The 16,137-nt window shown below is 65.4% G+C and carries 17 protein-coding genes; 8 read left to right on the top strand and 9 right to left on the bottom strand.

What is annotated here, in order from left to right; translation table 11 throughout:
* Both Q0X61_RS09950 and Q0X61_RS09945 read left to right on the top strand, forming a co-directional pair.
* Window positions 1–420 (top strand): hypothetical protein (locus Q0X61_RS09950; RefSeq protein WP_297742374.1); only part of this gene is annotated, 420 nt, incomplete at its 5' end.
* Window positions 421–489: 69 nt separating this feature from the next.
* Window positions 490–1,152: a hypothetical protein gene (locus Q0X61_RS09945; protein ID WP_297742373.1), complete on the top strand. Its 663-nt coding sequence runs from the start codon at window positions 490–492 to the stop codon at window positions 1,150–1,152.
* Between the two features lie 12 nt (window positions 1,153–1,164).
* Here the strand turns inward: Q0X61_RS09945 and Q0X61_RS09940 are convergent, their stop codons facing one another.
* The 7 genes from Q0X61_RS09940 to Q0X61_RS09910 form a co-directional block, all read right to left on the bottom strand.
* Complete coding sequence (locus Q0X61_RS09940) at window positions 1,165–1,779, bottom strand: N-acetyltransferase (RefSeq protein WP_297742372.1); 615 nt, start codon at window positions 1,777–1,779, stop codon at window positions 1,165–1,167.
* A gap of 94 nt (window positions 1,780–1,873) precedes the next feature.
* Complete coding sequence (putP, locus tag Q0X61_RS09935) at window positions 1,874–3,388, bottom strand: sodium/proline symporter PutP (RefSeq protein WP_297742371.1); 1,515 nt, start codon at window positions 3,386–3,388, stop codon at window positions 1,874–1,876.
* 113 nt (window positions 3,389–3,501) lie between these two features.
* Window positions 3,502–4,011 carry a GtrA family protein gene (locus Q0X61_RS09930; protein ID WP_297742370.1) on the bottom strand — a complete coding sequence of 170 codons (510 nt, stop codon included), beginning with the start codon at window positions 4,009–4,011 and terminating at the stop codon, window positions 3,502–3,504.
* A gap of 163 nt (window positions 4,012–4,174) precedes the next feature.
* Window positions 4,175–5,197, bottom strand: a complete 1,023-nt coding sequence (locus tag Q0X61_RS09925; protein WP_297742369.1) for a YdcF family protein — start codon at window positions 5,195–5,197, stop codon at window positions 4,175–4,177.
* A gap of 204 nt (window positions 5,198–5,401) precedes the next feature.
* Window positions 5,402–5,689, bottom strand: a complete 288-nt coding sequence (locus Q0X61_RS09920) for a hypothetical protein (RefSeq protein WP_297742368.1) — start codon at window positions 5,687–5,689, stop codon at window positions 5,402–5,404.
* Window positions 5,686–7,638: a ferrous iron transport protein B gene (gene feoB / locus Q0X61_RS09915; protein ID WP_297742367.1), complete on the bottom strand. Its 1,953-nt coding sequence runs from the start codon at window positions 7,636–7,638 to the stop codon at window positions 5,686–5,688. Before feoB ends, Q0X61_RS09920 begins: the two co-directional genes overlap by 4 nt.
* A complete protein-coding gene (locus Q0X61_RS09910; protein WP_297742366.1) occupies window positions 7,635–7,892 on the bottom strand; it encodes a FeoA family protein in 258 nt (85 codons plus the stop codon). Before Q0X61_RS09910 ends, feoB begins: the two co-directional genes overlap by 4 nt.
* Before the next feature lie 354 nt (window positions 7,893–8,246).
* Here Q0X61_RS09910 and Q0X61_RS09905 point away from each other — a divergent pair, with 354 nt between their 5' ends.
* Together Q0X61_RS09905 and Q0X61_RS09900 are read left to right on the top strand one after the other, a co-directional pair.
* Window positions 8,247–9,374 carry a lipid II:glycine glycyltransferase FemX gene (locus Q0X61_RS09905; RefSeq protein ID WP_367270737.1) on the top strand — a complete coding sequence of 376 codons (1,128 nt, stop codon included), beginning with the start codon at window positions 8,247–8,249 and terminating at the stop codon, window positions 9,372–9,374.
* Window position 9,375: 1 nt separating this feature from the next.
* Window positions 9,376–10,404, top strand: a complete 1,029-nt coding sequence (locus tag Q0X61_RS09900) for an alanine racemase (RefSeq protein ID WP_297742365.1) — start codon at window positions 9,376–9,378, stop codon at window positions 10,402–10,404.
* 49 nt (window positions 10,405–10,453) lie between these two features.
* Here Q0X61_RS09900 and Q0X61_RS09895 read toward each other — a convergent pair whose 3' ends face one another.
* On the bottom strand, window positions 10,454–11,764 hold the full coding sequence (locus Q0X61_RS09895; protein ID WP_297742364.1) for a hypothetical protein: 1,311 nt from the start codon (window positions 11,762–11,764) through the stop codon (window positions 10,454–10,456).
* A 29-nt stretch (window positions 11,765–11,793) separates the two neighbouring features.
* The gene (locus Q0X61_RS09890; RefSeq protein ID WP_297742363.1) at window positions 11,794–14,064 is read right to left on the bottom strand and encodes a transglycosylase domain-containing protein; all 2,271 of its coding nucleotides are present in this window, start codon (window positions 14,062–14,064) and stop codon (window positions 11,794–11,796) included.
* Window positions 14,065–14,207: 143 nt separating this feature from the next.
* On the opposite strand from Q0X61_RS09890, the gene Q0X61_RS09885 reads away from it, so the two are divergent.
* The 4 genes from Q0X61_RS09885 to Q0X61_RS09870 are packed head-to-tail and all read left to right on the top strand — an operon-like array spanning window position 14,208 to window position 16,049.
* A complete protein-coding gene (locus tag Q0X61_RS09885) occupies window positions 14,208–14,600 on the top strand; it encodes a hypothetical protein (RefSeq protein WP_297742362.1) in 393 nt (130 codons plus the stop codon).
* Complete coding sequence (locus Q0X61_RS09880) at window positions 14,597–14,935, top strand: hypothetical protein (RefSeq protein ID WP_297742361.1); 339 nt, start codon at window positions 14,597–14,599, stop codon at window positions 14,933–14,935. Before Q0X61_RS09885 ends, Q0X61_RS09880 begins: the two co-directional genes overlap by 4 nt.
* Window positions 14,935–15,465, top strand: a complete 531-nt coding sequence (locus Q0X61_RS09875; RefSeq protein WP_297742360.1) for a hypothetical protein — start codon at window positions 14,935–14,937, stop codon at window positions 15,463–15,465. The genes Q0X61_RS09880 and Q0X61_RS09875 overlap by 1 nt, the downstream gene beginning before the upstream one ends.
* Complete coding sequence (locus Q0X61_RS09870) at window positions 15,465–16,049, top strand: DNA/RNA non-specific endonuclease (RefSeq protein ID WP_297742359.1); 585 nt, start codon at window positions 15,465–15,467, stop codon at window positions 16,047–16,049. Before Q0X61_RS09875 ends, Q0X61_RS09870 begins: the two co-directional genes overlap by 1 nt.
* Window positions 16,050–16,137: the final 88 nt, after the last annotated feature.

Genomic DNA, 16,137 nt, shown 5'->3' with positions numbered 1-16,137 from the left:
CGCACCACCAACGCCAACGGCGGCTACTCCATCCCCCTCACCTACGGCCAACACAACCCCGGCCGCACCACCTGGCGCGTCGCCGTCCAGACTGGTTCCACCGTCGCACGCAGCGCGACGTTCGATTTCCAGCGCGTGGTTACGGTGAGCAGCGCGTCGGCGGGTACCGCTGGCGTCGGAACCACCACCTACGTGTGGGGCACCGCTCGGGGCGCAAGCAACGCGCGAGTGTGGACGGAGGTGAAGCTGCCCAACGGCACCTGGGCCAAGTCGCAAGAACGCACCACCAACGCCAACGGCGGCTACTCCATCCCCCTCACCTACGGCCAACACAACCCCGGCCGCACCACCTGGCGCGTCGGTGTGCAAGTAGGAAACACCATCACCTACGGCACCCAATTCGACTACGTGCGCGGCTGACCCCACCCCTGAAATCTGGGGCCAGTACTGTCAAGGTACTGGCCCCAGTGCCTATTGGAAGGACCTCCCATGCGCCGTGTGCTGAGTCTCCTCGCCGCGCTGCTGTTTTGCACCGCGCCGCTAGCCGTCGCCGACGATGCGCCACCCGTCGGGCAACCGTCGAAGCAAGGCAGCAACGCGGTCGGCGCTTGTTTGGATGCGGGGCAGGTGTGGCTGTATGTCGCCGACGTGGACGGAACCGTCGTCGCGAACCAGTGCGTGGGCACGCCCGACACCGGTGAGGCTGCGCTCAGGGCAGCCAATGTGACGATCGAGCATGACAAGAGCGGCCTGATCTGCTCGCTCGGCGGGCGCCCCGACCCGTGCCCCAAGAAGTTCGACGGCTCGTTTTGGAACTACTGGCACGCGTCGGTCGACGAGATGTGGGTGTTCTCCTCCAAGGGCGCCAAGGAGTGGAAGCCCAAGCCGGGCACCATCGAGGGCTGGTGTCGTAACCACAAGGACACGAAAGGTTGCACTCCTTCGCCGCTGCGCGTGGAGATCGACGGAGAGCTGCGTCTGCCGTCGGGGGTGTCCGAAGCTGATCTGACGGACCCGGAGGTAGTCACGCCGGAGGCAGTGCCGGAGGCAGGATTCCCCACCGGCACCGTCGTGGCTGTGGGGGTGATCGTCGTGCTCGGCGCGGCTGCCGTGGTGATCGTCAGGCAGCGCCGCGGGCCGAGCGGGGCGTAGGCGGCTGCCCCGTTAGCTCGCGGGGCGGTCTTCGCGCGGCAGCCACATGGCGTAGGTGGGCGACGTGCCAGGAGCAGGGACCTCGCCCATCTCCACGAACCCGAACTTCTTGTAGTACTCGACGTTCGCGCGGCTGGATGCTTCCAGGTAGGCGCCCACGCCGTCGCGTCGGGCCTGGTCGACGCCGTATTGCACCAACGCGGTGCCCACTCCACGGCCGCGCGCTGCGGGCGGCGTGCCCAGGTAGGCCAGGTACCAGTGCGGCACGCGCGGCTGGTGACGGCGCTCCGAGAGCGTGCTGCGCAAAGCGTCGGGGAAGCGGCGGTGCAGCCGCCGCACGTAGAGCGGGAGGTTGCGCAGCACGGCGGCCCACGGCGTCGATGCGCCCGGCGACTGCCACAGCGCCGCGCCGAGCGTCGCCTCCCCATCGACGGCGACCACCGCCCCCGGCCCGGCCGCCAGCATCTCGCTCACCTGCGCCAGCATGAGCGAACGCAGGCGCTCACGCGTGGAGCCCGCGGGCAGCATGGCAACGATGTGGTCGTCGGTCATGAACGCGTCCGCGAGTGCGCGTGCGGCGTCGCCGCGATTCTCTTTCGTCACCGGAACGACAGAAAACTCAGCCATGTGAGATCACCTCTACTTCGCACAACGCGACTGAGCGCACACCAGATCATGATTTTGGCCTCCCAGGGGGCCATTTTCGCCATCTGGAGTGCGCTCAGTCGACTTCTTGACAATAGCCAACCGCCCGGACGGTCTCGCTAAACTCACGCTGCACGTCGAGGTTCTCCCGGTAGGTGATGAGGCTCACGGCCCACGCCACCAGCAGGCTTCCGAGGAAGCCGGGGAGGATTTCGTACAGGTCGAAGATGCCGCCGGAGATGTTGCCCCAGATGCCCACGATCACCGCACCGGTCACCATGCCCGCCAGCGCACCCATCGCCGAGAGCTTGCGCCAGAACAGGGCGAGGATCACCGTCGGGCCAAACGAAGCGCCAAACCCGGCCCACGCGAAGGCGACCAGGGCGAGGATGGTGTCGTTTTGGGTCCAGGCCATTGCGGCAGCGACGAAGGCGACGGCAAGCACCGCCAGGCGGCTGAGCAGCACGTAGTGATTATCGGTGCGGGGATGCTTGTGGAACGCCTTGATGATGTCTTCGATGAGCGCCGATGCGGTGACGAGCAGCTGGCTTGAGATGGTCGACATGATCGCGGCCAGCACTGCCGCCAGCAGGAAGCCCGCGATGAGGGGGTGGAATAGGATCTGCCCCATATCGATAAACACGGTTTCGGGGTCGGCGAGCGTGCTGCCTGCGCGCTGATGCCAGGCCACGCCGACGAGCGCCGTCGCCACCGCACCCGCGACAGCGAACAGCATCCAACCGATGCCAATCCGGCGGCCAGCACGTGCCTCGGCGGTGGAGCGCAGCGCCATGAACCGCACGATGATGTGCGGCTGCCCGAAATAGCCGAGCCCCCAAGCCAGCGCGGAAATGATGCCGATTGCCGCCACCGGCGTCATGGGGCTGGGCAGCATGGTGAGCCGGTTGAGGCCCTCCGCCGCATCGGCTTGCGACACCAAGCTTCCCACCGCGCCCGGGCCACCGAGGACGATCATGCCCACCACTGGCACGAGAATTAGGCCGACCGCCATCATGAGGCCCTGCACGAAATCGGTGTAGCTCACGGCCAGGAACCCGCCGAAGAGCGTGTACGTGATCGTGACGCCGGCGGCGATGAGCATGCCGACGCGATAGTCGAGGCCAAAGCTGGACTGCATGAACACACCACCAGCCACCATGCCGGAACTCACGTAGAACGTGAAGAACACCAAGATGATGAAGCCCGACGCGATCCGCAACAGACGAGATCGGTCGCGCAAGCGGTTTTCGAGGAAGCTGGGGATGGTGATGGAATCGTTCGCCACCTGCGTGTATGCGCGCAGCCTCGGCGCGACGAGCTTCCAGTTGCACCAGGCGCCGACGGTGAGCCCCACCGCAATCCACGCCTCGACGAGCCCGCCGACGTAGATGGCACCCGGCAGCCCCATGAGCAGCCATCCGGACATGTCGGCGGCGCCTGCTGAGAGCGCTGCGACGGCGGGGTGGAGGTCGCGCCCGCCGAGCATGTAGTCGCCGAGGTCGTTCGTCTTCTTGTACGAGTACCACCCGATCAGCAGCATGGCCACCAGGTAGGCGATCATCGCGATGAGTTGGAACGCGGATGCTCCCACGGTTGTCCCCTTTCACAAACCCTCGCCACGCTACCGCGTCGCCCACCTCATGCCCATCTCGCACCCGACGAACGCCATCGTGTGAGATCTGTTGCGGCTTCCCGCAACAGATCTCACGCTTTCAGGGGTGTGGGCGCGGCAGACGCCTTCGGCGAGAGCCGCCGTCGAAACACCCACAGTCGCGATAGCAAATAGATGTAGATGCCCTCCGCGAACGCGGCAAGTATGCGCGCCAGCTCCGGGGGTACGCCGAGCGCGTTCAGCATCCACGAAAAACCGAGGATCCAGAGCGCGTAGTTCGTCACCAGCACCAGTACGTAGCGCCCGGATTGCCGCCCAGTCTCGCCGTGGGCACGGAAGTTGAGCACCTTGTTGAGCACGAACGCGACACTCGCTGCCACCGCGAAACTCACCGACACCGCGACGGGGTACGGCCACCTGAGCTGACGCGTGCTGAGCGACAAAAGCACCAGGTCGAGGAGGAACGTCGAGGAGTTGATGAGTGCGAACCCGATGAAGGTGGGCGGCAGGAAGCGCCGGATCTGGCGGGGAATCAGGGCGTGCAGCCAGCCGGTGAAGGCGTTGAAGGCCTCCGCCGCTGCTCTCCTCGTCGCTTCTGCCACAGGGAAAGTATGACGCACGACGGGCACTACGCGACGCGGTCATCAAAGCCTGAGAGGCCGAGGAGCTGTATGGACCATGGGTCGACGTCGTCACCAAGCAGGCCCAAGGGTGAACCCCGAATTCGTCCGCCACCTCGGCTGCCCCTGAGCGCCTCAATCACGTTCAAGCCAAGACACTCGCAAGTCCAATCAGCAGCGGAAGCAGCAGTAGCCCCAGCACGACGGACACGAACAGCCGGTGGTCTCGCAACACGGCCAGGTATTCGCGGATCGTCGCCGCCGGCCAGTAGTAGCGCGCGGTCCGGTAGCCGAGGGCATAGCCCGGCACCTTAGCCCGACGCATCATCGTCGCGGCACGAAACGCGTGATAATCATTCGTCGCAACCACCACAGGCCCATGAATTCCCTTGTCGCGCAGCAGTTCTGCGGTGAAGGCGAGGTTTTCTGCCGTCGTCGTCGAACGCTCTTCCAGCCAGATTCTCTCCGACGGCACCCCTCGGCCCCGCGCGTACTCAGCCATGGCCGACGCCTCGGAGACCTCCTCGTCGGCGCCTTGTCCACCGGACATGATGATAGGAATCTGGCGCCCGCCGTTCCACTGCCTGCGGGCGAGTTCCAGCCCCTTGTCGATCCGACGCCCGAGCAACGGCGACACCGTCCGCCCACGCAACGCACCGCCCAGCACGACGACCGCACTCACCTGCCCGCCGAACCGGCCAAACCACCAGGTGTAGAAGTTGGAGTAGATGAGGAAGCTCACGAACCCGACGGCCACCGCCAGCAGGGGTAGCCCGAGCGCGCCAAGGAGGAAGGCCTGCCAATCCCACTGCAGCAGATAGGCGACGACGAATGTCGTCACGTAGGTGAGCGTCCCGGCTCCGACAAGGCCGGAAAGCATTGTGGCGCGGGTTCGTCCTTCCTTGCGCAGCATCAGCACGAAGTTGGCGATGAGGAATACCCCGACGATCACCGGCGAGCCCAGCAACACCATGGCGAGCACGACGAGTACCAACCCGAACGGCAGCCCCACCACCGGCAGTGTGGAGGCCACGCCCAACCACAGCACCACCTCCGCCACGAGCGCGGCGAGTCCGAAGGTCAGCAGAAATCCCGGCCACACCACGCGCGGCTCGACGGCGAACCACACCGCAAACGCGAGAAGACACACCAAGGCAACGACAAGCATGAACCAATTACACCGCAGCTGCGCTCGCACGTCAGTAATGCCAGCTCCACTCTCGACGGTGGCCCGGCCTCTACGCACTGGGCGGCGCGGGCGTCGTCGGGGCATTCTTCGTCTGCGCGGCCCAGGGCCGTCGCACAGTCGATGGGTGCCAGAGTGTGAGATCCGTTGCGGAAAACCGCAACGGATCTCACGAATTGAGGGGTGTCAGCCGGGGCGCCGGGTGAGTTTCAGCATCACGGGCCCACGCGCGGTGCTCATGCCCGAGGCGCCACAGCCGGCAGACCCGTCGGCCTTGCCGCTAGGGCAGGCGCCGCAGCCACCTTCGGGGCAACCAGAGGAAAGCTGCTCCGAGACGAGGAATCCCGTGCGTTCGAGGTGGGCCAGGGCGGCGTCGACGACATCGGGCGCGAGGCCCGTCGCGCGTGCGATGCCAGCACGGGTGCCGACGCCGTCGCCGATCGCGCGGGCCACCTGGGTGAGCGGCCCGCTCACGCGAACAGGCTCCCGATCTGGAATACTGCGACGGCCAGCAGCCAGGCCCCGGCGAGCTGCGTGCCCAGCCCGAAGAGCGTCCACTTCCAGCCGATCTCTCTCAGCTGCGCAGCCAGCACCGCCATGCACGGCGTGTACGTCAGCAGGAACACCAGAAACGCCCACACGGCGGGAATCTTGTGCCCACCAGACGACTCTTCGAAGGCCTGGTTGATCTTCGCCGTGAGCGCCGCGTCGTCGCCGCTTTCCTCGGGGTCGTCGACGGCGTAGGTCTGCGCCCACGTGGAGATGACGGCCTCCTTCGCGATGAAGCCCGTCACCAGCGCGCCGGTGGTCTCCCAGGTGCCGAAGCCTGCGGGTTGAAAGACCGGCGCGACGGTCTTCGCCACGGCCGCGTAGGCGGAGTCCTCGGGTTCGAGGTCGCCGAACGAGCCCTCCCCCGTCACCGGGATGGACTGCAGCACGAACACCGCGGCAACCGTGATGACGATGATGCCGGTGGCGGTCTCCAGGAAGCCCTTGAGGCGGGTCCAAGTCACCGACGCGGTGAGGCGCGCCGTCGGGAATTGGTAGGGCGGCAGGTCCATAATGAGCGGCTCGCTGCCCATGGTGCGCCACAGCGTGTTCTTCATGAACAGCCCGGCGAGCACGATGAGCACGATCGAGAGCAGGTACATCACGAACACGACGCTGCCCGCGTGCCGGGGGAAGAACGCGCTTGCCACCAGCATGTACACGGTGAGGCGCGCCGAGCACGACGTGAACGGCACGAGCAACGCGGTCATGATGCGGTGGCGGCGTTGCGAGAGCACTCGCGTGGCGGAGATGGCCGGCACGTTGCAGCCGTAGCCCACGATGAGCGGCAGGAAGGCCTTGCCGGGCAGGCCGATCCAGCGCATGGTGCGGTCGGCGACGACGGCGGCGCGCGCCATGTAGCCGGAGTCTTCCAGGATGGCCAACAGCATGAACATGAGCGTCATCAGCGGGATGAACGGCATGAGCGCACCGACGCCGGCGATGATCCCGTCGACGATGAGGCTCGTCACAATGTTCGGCAGGTGGATGGCCTCCAACCCGGCTCGCGCCCAGTCAGTGATGGGGCCGGTGACAAAGCCTTCCAGCCCGTCTTGCAGCGGCGCCGCCACCGTCGTCGTGATCTGGAACACCAGCCACATCGTCGCCAGGAACAGCAGCGGGCCGGCGACGGGGTGCAGTGCGATCTTGTCGAAGCGCTCCGTGTTGGTACGTTTCGGCTGCGCGGGCTGCGTCGTGGCGGAGGCGACGGCGGCGTCGATCCAGGCGAAGCGGTCGTCGGCGAGTGTGAACTCGTCCGCGTCGGCGGGCAGCGTGCGAGGAGGCGCGCAGCATCCGTCGAGGGCGTCCATCACGGCCTCTTCCAGCTCGACGAGGCCCGTGCGCGTGCGCGGATTCACGGCGATGACGGGTACACCGACGGCAGCGCTCAGCGCCTGCTGGTCGACATCGATGCCCTGCTGACTAGCGAGGTCGTCCATCGTCATGGCCACGACGATGCGGAAGCGGTGCTCACGCACCTGCGAAAGCAGATACATCGAGCGGCTGAGGTGGGCCGCGTCGACGATCACCACGACAACGTCGGGGCGCTCGTCCTCCGGCGCCAGGAGCAGGAGCGCGTGGGTGAGTTCCTCGTCGGGTGACATCGCGTCGAGCGAATACGCGCCGGGTAGGTCGAGCAGGTCGCACGTGCGGCGGCCTTTCCATGCGCCGCGCCCCACCTCGACGGAGGTGCCGGGCCAGTTGCCCATGGTGCGTCGGGCGCCGGTCAGGGCATTGAACAGCGTCGACTTCCCGACGTTGGGTGAACCGATGAGCGCGACGATGGGCGAACCCTTGGGCGCGACGGCCCCCGCGTCGTTGCAATGGCAGCTGACGACGGGTTTTACGGGCTCTATGCGGAGGGTGTTCGTCATGCCGGACGCACCTCGAGCATGTGCAGCGTGGCGCGATCGAGGGCCAGGCGGGCGCCGGCGACACCTACGACGCGCCCCCCGCCGGGCGTGCGCTGCCCGGCCGTGATCTGCGCGCCCGGGCGGATGCCGAGTTCGGCGAGGCGGCGAACGACGAAGTGGTTGCCTGGCGTACGCACAACGTTGGTGACGACGGCGCCAGTGCCCGCTCGGAGTTCACCTAGCTCGGCGCGTTCCTGTGACTGTTTCGCGTTCATGCCCGGGATACTACACGGCGCAATAAGGATAGCCTAACCTGGGTTCGATTTACGATTAATCTACGTTGCGGTAATCTTTCCCTGGCTTGCCAGCGCTGTTTTCGATACACAGCGACGGACCCCGTCGCGTTTTCTGGGCATAAGGCGCAGGAGCGGCCACGCGATGGGGCCGCTCCTGCTTCAACGGGCGAGATTGAGAGAAGGAGAGAGGTGAAAATCTCGCCACCTCTAACCAACCATGCGTAGGGTGCACTTTGGGCCGAAAACCGCCAAGAACCTTCAGATCACCACCAACTGGCTCCCCTTCGACGTGGCCCGTCGCCGTCAGCGGGCCGAGTGGGTACATTGGCTGACGTGAGCATCCAAGTTCGTCCCGTGTCCGCATCCCGCGTGCTCGAGTTCATCGCACAGCGGGGGTCGGCGTCGTTCCTGCAAACACCAGCCTGGGCCAAGGTGAAGTCCGACTGGCGAGGTGAGACCGTCGGATTCTTCGACGGCGACGAGCTCACCGGCACCGCGCTCATCTTGTATCGCAAGCTGCCGAAGCTTCGTCGCTACCTGGCCTACCTCCCCGAAGGGCCCGTGCTCGACTGGGATCGCACCGACTTCGCCGAACACCTCGACGCCCTCGTCGCCTACGCCAAGCGCAACCGCGCATTCGCGGTGCGCATCGGCCCGGCTGTGGTGCACCGCCGCTGGAGCGCCCCCACCATCAAGAGCGCCATTGCCGACGACGCCATCACCAAGCTGTCGCAGGCCACCCCCGATGAGACGACGCTCGAAGGCACCCGGGCGCTGCGTGCCCTGCAGCAGCGCCGGTGGATCACCGACGAGTCCGGCGAGGGATTCGCGGCCGGCCAGCCGCAGTTCAACTTCCAGCTGCCGCTTCGCCACACCGACGGCACGCAAAAAACCGAAGATGAGCTCCTCAAGGGCATGAACCAGCTCTGGCGCCGCAATATCAAGAAGGCCGCCAAGATGGGCGTCGAGGTGCGGCTCGGCACCCGCGACGACCTGGCGCGCTTCCACGAGCTCTACCTCGAAACCGCCGAACGCGACGGGTTCACCGGGCGCCCGCTGGCGTACTTCGAGCAGATGTGGGACGCCCTCAACGCCGAACAAGACGGACGCATGAAACTGTACCTGTCTGAGCACGAGGGCGACCTCGTCGCCGCGACGACCTTCGTCACCGTCGGCGAACACGCCTGGTATTCGTATGGGGCGTCCTCGACGCACAAGCGAGAGGTACGCGGCTCCAACGCGGTGCAGTGGCAGATGATCCGCGACGCGAATGCCGCCGGCTGCGCCGTCTACGACCTGCGAGGCATCGTCGAGGGAGTAGGCGCCGACGATCCGGAGCTCGGCCTGATCCAGTTCAAGGTGGGCACGGGCGGCGAAGCAGTCGCCTACCTTGGCGAGTGGGATTTCCCCATCAACAAGGTGCTCTACAAGGCTTTCGACATCTACATGAAGCGACGCTGACATGCTGAAACTCCACATCGACACCGAATTGTGGCGCGCCCATCAGCGCGACGTTGTTGCGCAGTGTCCGGGCATTGTGCCCGTCGCGAAGGGGTGCGGGTACGGCTTCGGCAACGGGGTGCTGGCGGGTGAGGTCGAGCGCCTCGGCCTGGACACCGTCGCGGTCGGCACCGCGCACGAGGTGGCCGAGCTGCGCGAGGCCGGCTGGGCGGGCGACATCGTCGTGCTGAACCCGTGGCGGCCGTTCGACGCCCTCGCGACGCAATACCTCGCCGACCGGCACGTCATTACCACCGTGTCGCGCGTCGAGGACGTGCAGGCACTCACGCGCGAGCACCCGGGTACGGCTGTGCTCGTGGAGGTGGAGACGTCGATGCACCGCCACGGCATCGCCCCCGACGAGCTCCCTCGCGCCGATCTCTCCGCACTCGATGTGCGTGGCTGGACGGTGCACCTGCCCGCATCCGGCTCCCTCGACGAGGCCCGCGCGCTCACCGCCGCCATCGCCCGGCACCCGCAGGCCGACAAGGGAATATGGTTCTCGCACCTCTCCTTCGACGACTACCGCGTCCTCGCCGCGGAGCTCGACGTGCCGCTGCGCATGCGGGTTGGCACCCGCTTGTGGCTGGGCAACCCGAATGCCTACCGCGCCACCGGCACCGTGCTCGACGTGCACCAGCTGCCGAAGGGCACACCCGTCGGCTACCACGGTGAGAAGACTCCGTCGCAGGGCTGCCTTGTGGTGATCTCCGGCGGCACGGCGCACGGCGTCGCGCTCGCCGCCCCCGCCACCGCGCACTCGTTCAAGCAGCGACTCATCCCGTTCGCGGAGGCCTTCGACGAGTTCCGTGGCCAGGTAACAAGCCCATTCACCATCGACGGCCGCAAGCGTCCGTTCGCCGAGCCGCCGCATATGCACGCCTCGCTGGTGTTCGTCGGCGGCCCGGGCCGTCCGGTCACCGTCGGCGACGAGGTGCCCGTCACCGTCCGGATGACCACCACCACCTTCGACGAGTGCGTTTTCGAGTAGGACTCAACAGCGTTGCTCGACTGAGCGCACGCCAGAGGGCGATTTCGGCCTAATCTCGGCTGTTTTCGGCTTCTGGTGTGCGCTCAGTCGCACGGAGCGCCGCTGACCCGCGACGCCGCACGCCGTGCATGGTCTCAAGCAGCAGGGCCAGCTCGAAGCCTGCACGCAACACCACGACGAGGTGATATAGCAACCACGGCCCGCCCTTGCCCGGCTCGAGATGCCCGGCGAGCCGCCCCCATACCGCCGCAGTGTGCAACAGCTGCACCAGCGAATACCCCCACAACACACCGCCAGCCGGCCGCACCAAGAACAACGCAAACAGCACCCACAATGCCATCTGCGGCGGATAGGCCGGTGCTAGCAGCACCCAGATCAGCGCCATCGTGGCCGCCAGTTCACCCAGGCTCGGTATGCGCCGCGACGTGTACAGCCACGCCAACCACACCCCGATCACGAGCAACGACACCACGAAGGTCAGCGACCCGAACTCCCTGAGCGGCACCCCCATGTCGCGCAGCAGATACCACACCGACCCGTAACTGATCTGCCCATTGGCCGCACCCTGGTAGAACCGCACCACCGACGAGAAACTCGCCACCGCCTGCGGCACATGCACCAACACCACCGTGACGCTGAACGCAGCCGCGAACAACCCGCACCGCCGCCACTTCGCTCGCAGCACACACCACGCGCACATCGCCACGATGAACAGCAGCGCCATCGTCGACGTTGACGCGGCCAGGCCGGCCACCAAAGCGGCCTCAAACGTGCGCTCGGCGCTGAACGCCAGTACCGCGAGGGCGGTGAGCGCCAGGCCGAAGAGGTCCCACCCGATGAGGCCCGCAGCGAGCACGATAGGGGACGCGGCGATCACCATGACATCCCAGGCTCGGCCCGCACGGCGCGCGATATGCGCGCTCACCACCACCAGCAGCAAGAATGCCGCGAAGAGCATGATCGCCGTCGCGCCGAAAAACTCGGACAGCCCCACGTACCCGTTGCTGGTGGGCTGCGACGTGAACCGCCAACCAAGCAGTCGCCCAAACCAGCTGCTCAGCGTGATGAGCATCGCCAGCACAGGCGGATAGCTGAGGTCGGGCGCGCCCAGCAGGTGCACACCGGAAGCCCACTCGTTGTACGAGTAGTTCACCATCACATCCGAGTAACACAGCCGGATGTAGGCATTCACCGGGTTCGCTGGATCCGTAGTAACGCACGGAAGATGCCGAAGATAGAGGAGCGTGAACAGCCCAGTGGCGACGAGGATTGCCCAGGGCAGCGGCTGAAAGAACGGCCCAGAGCGGCGCCCGTGCGCACCCACAGGGCCGCCGAGCGCCGGAATGAGTGCGTTGTTCACCTGCGTCACCCTAGTGGATTCGCGTGGTGTTACGCCTCGCCGTTCTCGCCGGCTCCAGACTTCGTGGGTTGCGGCTTCGTGGGCTGCGGCTTCGTCGGCCGAGGTTTCGTCGGCTGCGTTTCCGTGGGCTCGGGCTCCGGAGCAGGTTTCGTCGGCTGGTCGGTGGGTTGCTGGCTCGGCTTGGGCTCTGCCGGCTCCTCAGAAGGCTCTGCCGGGGGAGGCTCCGACGGTGGCGTCTCGCTGGGCTGCTCCGTTCGCTCCGATGGCTTGGGCTCGTGCCTCTGTTTCGACGTCTTCTCTGACTGTCGTGGTTTGGGCTTTTCCTCGACGGGGGTCTTGCGCTTGCGCTTCAACTCCGGCGCGGTGGCGAAGTCTTCGACCGGCTGCCCCTTCGTCGCGGCCTCCATGTAGGACAGCCAGGTGAGCAGCGGATAGCCAGAACCGTAGAACGTGCGGTGCTCGGGCGCCCGGTACGGCACGAGGTCGCCGGTGCCTCCGTCACCCGCGACGAACATCACCGCGGTCGATACCTGCTTCGTCATCCCGACGAACCACGCCGACGTGATCTTCTTGTCGATGCCGTTCGTGCCGGTTTTACCGGCGACGGGGCGCCCGAGATTGGACGCCTTCACGCCGGTGCCCTCATCCACCACGGAGGTAAGCGCGTCGACAACGTTGGCCGCCACCTCCGGCTCCACCGTCTGCTTCCCGGCGGTGTCGGCTTCGTAGAGCACCTGCCCGCGGCTGTCGGTGACCTTCTCGACGATGTGCGCGGCGTTGCGTTTCCCCTCATTGGCGAGCGTCGCGTACGCATTGGCCATGTGCACCGGGCTCACCTCGGCGACGCCGAGCGCCAGGCGATTGTTGCGCTCCCAACCCTTGCCCTCGGGTGCGCCAGCGTCGTTGGCGGCCTTGGCGATGGCATCGGCACCGTCGTCCATCTGCTGCGTGAGGTCGACGAACGCGGTGTTGATCGATTTCGCTAACGCCCGCCTGAGCGTCACGCTGCCGTACTCTTCCTCGCCTTGGTTGTGTACCGGCGACGAATCCCCGCGCGGCGTGAAGGTGTTGCCGTCGAAGATGGATTTGAGCGTGAACCCCTGCCTCAAGCCAGCGATCACGGCGAACGTCTTGAACGTGGATGCGGCCGGGCGCGCCGTCGTGGCCCAGTTGCGCGGCGCCTGCACGTAGTCGGGCCCGCCGTACATGGCCTTCAGACCGCCCGAGGCGGTATCGACTGAAGCCAGCGCGATGTGGAGGTCGTCGGCGTTCGCTCCGTCGCGGCCCCCTTCGGCCGCCTTCTTCGTGTACTCCTGCGCCACCTCGATGGCCTTGTCTTGCAGGCGCTTGTCGATGGTGGTGGTGATGCGCAGGCCGCCGCCGTGGATCTGTTCCTCGGGGATACCGGCCTCCTCAAGCTCGCGCTCCACCATCTTGATGAGGTAGCCCTTCGGGCCGCCGTAGCGATTGTTCACCGGCACGTCGGGGAACTTCGGAAGCTGCGGGTAGGCCTCGTCGTATTGCTGTTTCGTGATCGCACCCTGCTCCAGCATGCCGGCCAGCACGTACTGGTAGCGCCCATGCAGCTTCTTGAGTTTGGCTTCGCCGCCCGACGGGTTCAGCCCGGCTGGGTTGTTGAGCAGCGCCGCGAGCGTGGCCGCCTCCGCGACGCTCACGTCGCGCACGGGTTTCAGGAAGTACGACTTCGACGCCGCCTGCACACCGTAGGCGCCACGGCCGAAGTAGATGGTGTTGAGGTAGCCCGCGAGCACCTCTTCCTTCGGCACTTCCTTGCCCAGCTTCACAGCGAGCATCAGCTCGCGCACCTTGCGCTTCAGCGTGCGTTCGGAGTCGAGGTAGAGGATCTTGATGTACTGCTGAGTGATGGTGGAGCCGCCCTGCATTTCACCACCCGACGCGATACTCCACGCCGCACGCGCAATGGCGAGCGCCGAGAAGCCAGGGTTCTCCCAAAAGGAGCGGTCCTCGGCGGCGATTACCGCATCCTTCATGATCTTCGGGATTTCGTCGTAGCCGAGGGTTTCGCGGTTTTGCACCGAGAGCGACCCCATCTGCGTCTTGCCGTCGGCGTAATAGATGAACGTGGTGTTGGTCTGGAAATCGTCGTTGGGGTTGGGAACTTCGGTGGTGACGTACAGGGCAGCCAGCCCGCCGAGCCCCGCGAGGGCGACGACGAGCACCGTGATGGTGAGCCCCAGTGCGAGGCGCTTCCACAGGCTTCGCCGCCTACGGGTGCGCGGCGGCTTCGCGTTGGGCTTGCGCTGCTTCAAGCGATTCACTCGTCCTCCCGGTGCTGACCAACCATAAGCGGGCCAATTCTACGCCGCGAACCCAAGGCTTCCGACGTCGTGGCTTAGGGCAACGCTACGCAAACAATGCGAACACCCGTGAGTTGACCCTTTGGGCGCGTAGTGTTCATTGCATGGCTGGTGGATTTGATGATGCGTTTTCCGCAATTGCGGACGTGACGAAACAGGCTGCTGCGCTGCCGGATCATCGTGAGCGTGAGGTGCCGGAGTTGGAGGTGGAGGCCGTCTCTGAGCGGGCTGAGGTGCGTGTGGGGGTGCGTGATTCGCAGGTGGCGTGGCTTGATTGTGACCCCTTCTGGTTTGAGCAGGCTTCCCGTGAGGATGTGGAGGGTGTGGTGCGCGCGACGGTGAATCGCGCGTTGGAGGAGTTCAACCGGCGGTCGTTAGAGGAGTTGTCGCAGCAGTTACCTGATTTGCGTGAGTTGGGTGCCGCGTTCCAGGTGGCGAACAGCAAGCTGGATCGGGCGTGGGCTGACACGTTAGCTGCTGCGAAGGTGCAGCCGTGAGTGGGCAGGTGGAGTTCAATCCGCGGTCGTGGCTGAACGCCGCGGAGGGGTTTGATGATGCGGCGCAGGCGTCGTCGAAGCTGGTGCAAGATGTGGTTGCGGCCACCACGGATGCGGGCGCGTGTGGTGCTGCAGGGGGCCTGTCCACGGTCGATGGTGCACTGACGATCATGTTGCAGGTGTTCGGGCAGGTGATGCACGAACAGGTGCTGACCCCGTATGTGGAGGGTGTGGCCAGCGAAGCAGCGGCTATGGACGCGATCGCGCAGGATTACCAAACCGTCGAGGCTGACAGTCAACAGTTGGCTGGGCAAGCAGGTAGGGAGGTGATCTGATGGAGGTGACGTTTCTTGGTTTGGAAGTCACGATCCCTGACGATCCGGTCGCGTTCATTAAAGCCAAAGCGATTGAGTTGTTGAATCATTTGGGGTATGAGTGGCCCACCAGTAATGAGGACATGCTGGATCAGTGGGCCGAGCTGTGGGAGGAGCTGCCTGTCCGGGTGGATGCGCAGTTAGCGCAATTCGAGCAGGCGATCACCCACGTGGCCAACAACAACACCGGGCCTACCGTCGACGCGTTCCGCGCCTACATGACAGGCGGTGAAGCGAACATTGAGACGATGGTCTCGATTCGTGATCATGCGCCTGCCGCGGCCGCATCGTATCGTGGTGCCGCATGGTTAGTGCGTGGGCTTCGAACCTTCGTGATCGGCAAACTGCTGCTGGATGCGGTCATGCTCGCGGCGGCGATCATCTCCGGCGGCGCCTCGGCCGGCGCATCGTTGTTGATGCGTAAAGGGATCGGTGCAGCAATCTCGATCGCGATCGATCAGGCCATCAACCAGCTCCTAGGAGGCCAGTGATGGCGAAAGTTCCGGCGTCTGCGGGGTCGAAGATCGTCCGCGAGTTCGTAGAAAAACTGGTTGTCAAAGGCAAACGCTACGTCCCCGGCAACCCCGTCAAACGCGGGAAAGTGCCGAAAGGATTCGGGAAACTGGAACCCGACGCTGTCTATACCGCGGGCCGTCGCGGAGCAAAAGACAAGGCCGGGCGCCCAATCAAGTACGTGTACCAAACCGACCACCTCGGACGCATCATCAAAGCACACGCCCGCCCCCTACAACGCCCCGCCAAGAAACTCCGCCGCGGCTCCCACAACCGCCGCCCAGCAGGCAAACAAACAAACGACCACGCAGGCCACCTCTTCGCCGACATCTTCGGCGGCTCTGGCAGACTAGACAACATCGTCGCACAACTCGACAAAGTGAACCTGTCAGACATGAAAAGGATCGAAAACGATTGGGCCAACCGCCTCAAGGCCGGTGAAGTCTTCGACGTCGACATCGACATCCTCTACGACAAAGACGGACTACGCCCCACAGGATTCAAAATCACAGAAATCGTCAATGGGAAAACTGGAATCCCAAAAACCATCAGTAACAGTTAGGAACCCTGAGTATGAGTTTCCAAGACGCCTTCGAGAAATACGCACCCCACTTCATCTGGGACGCCTACGACTACGCCAACAACTCACC

The sequence above is a fragment of the uncultured Tessaracoccus sp. genome (assembly GCF_947255005.1).
GTDB lineage: Bacteria > Actinomycetota > Actinomycetes > Propionibacteriales > Propionibacteriaceae > Arachnia.
This window is presented reverse-complemented; position numbering and strand designations above follow the sequence as displayed.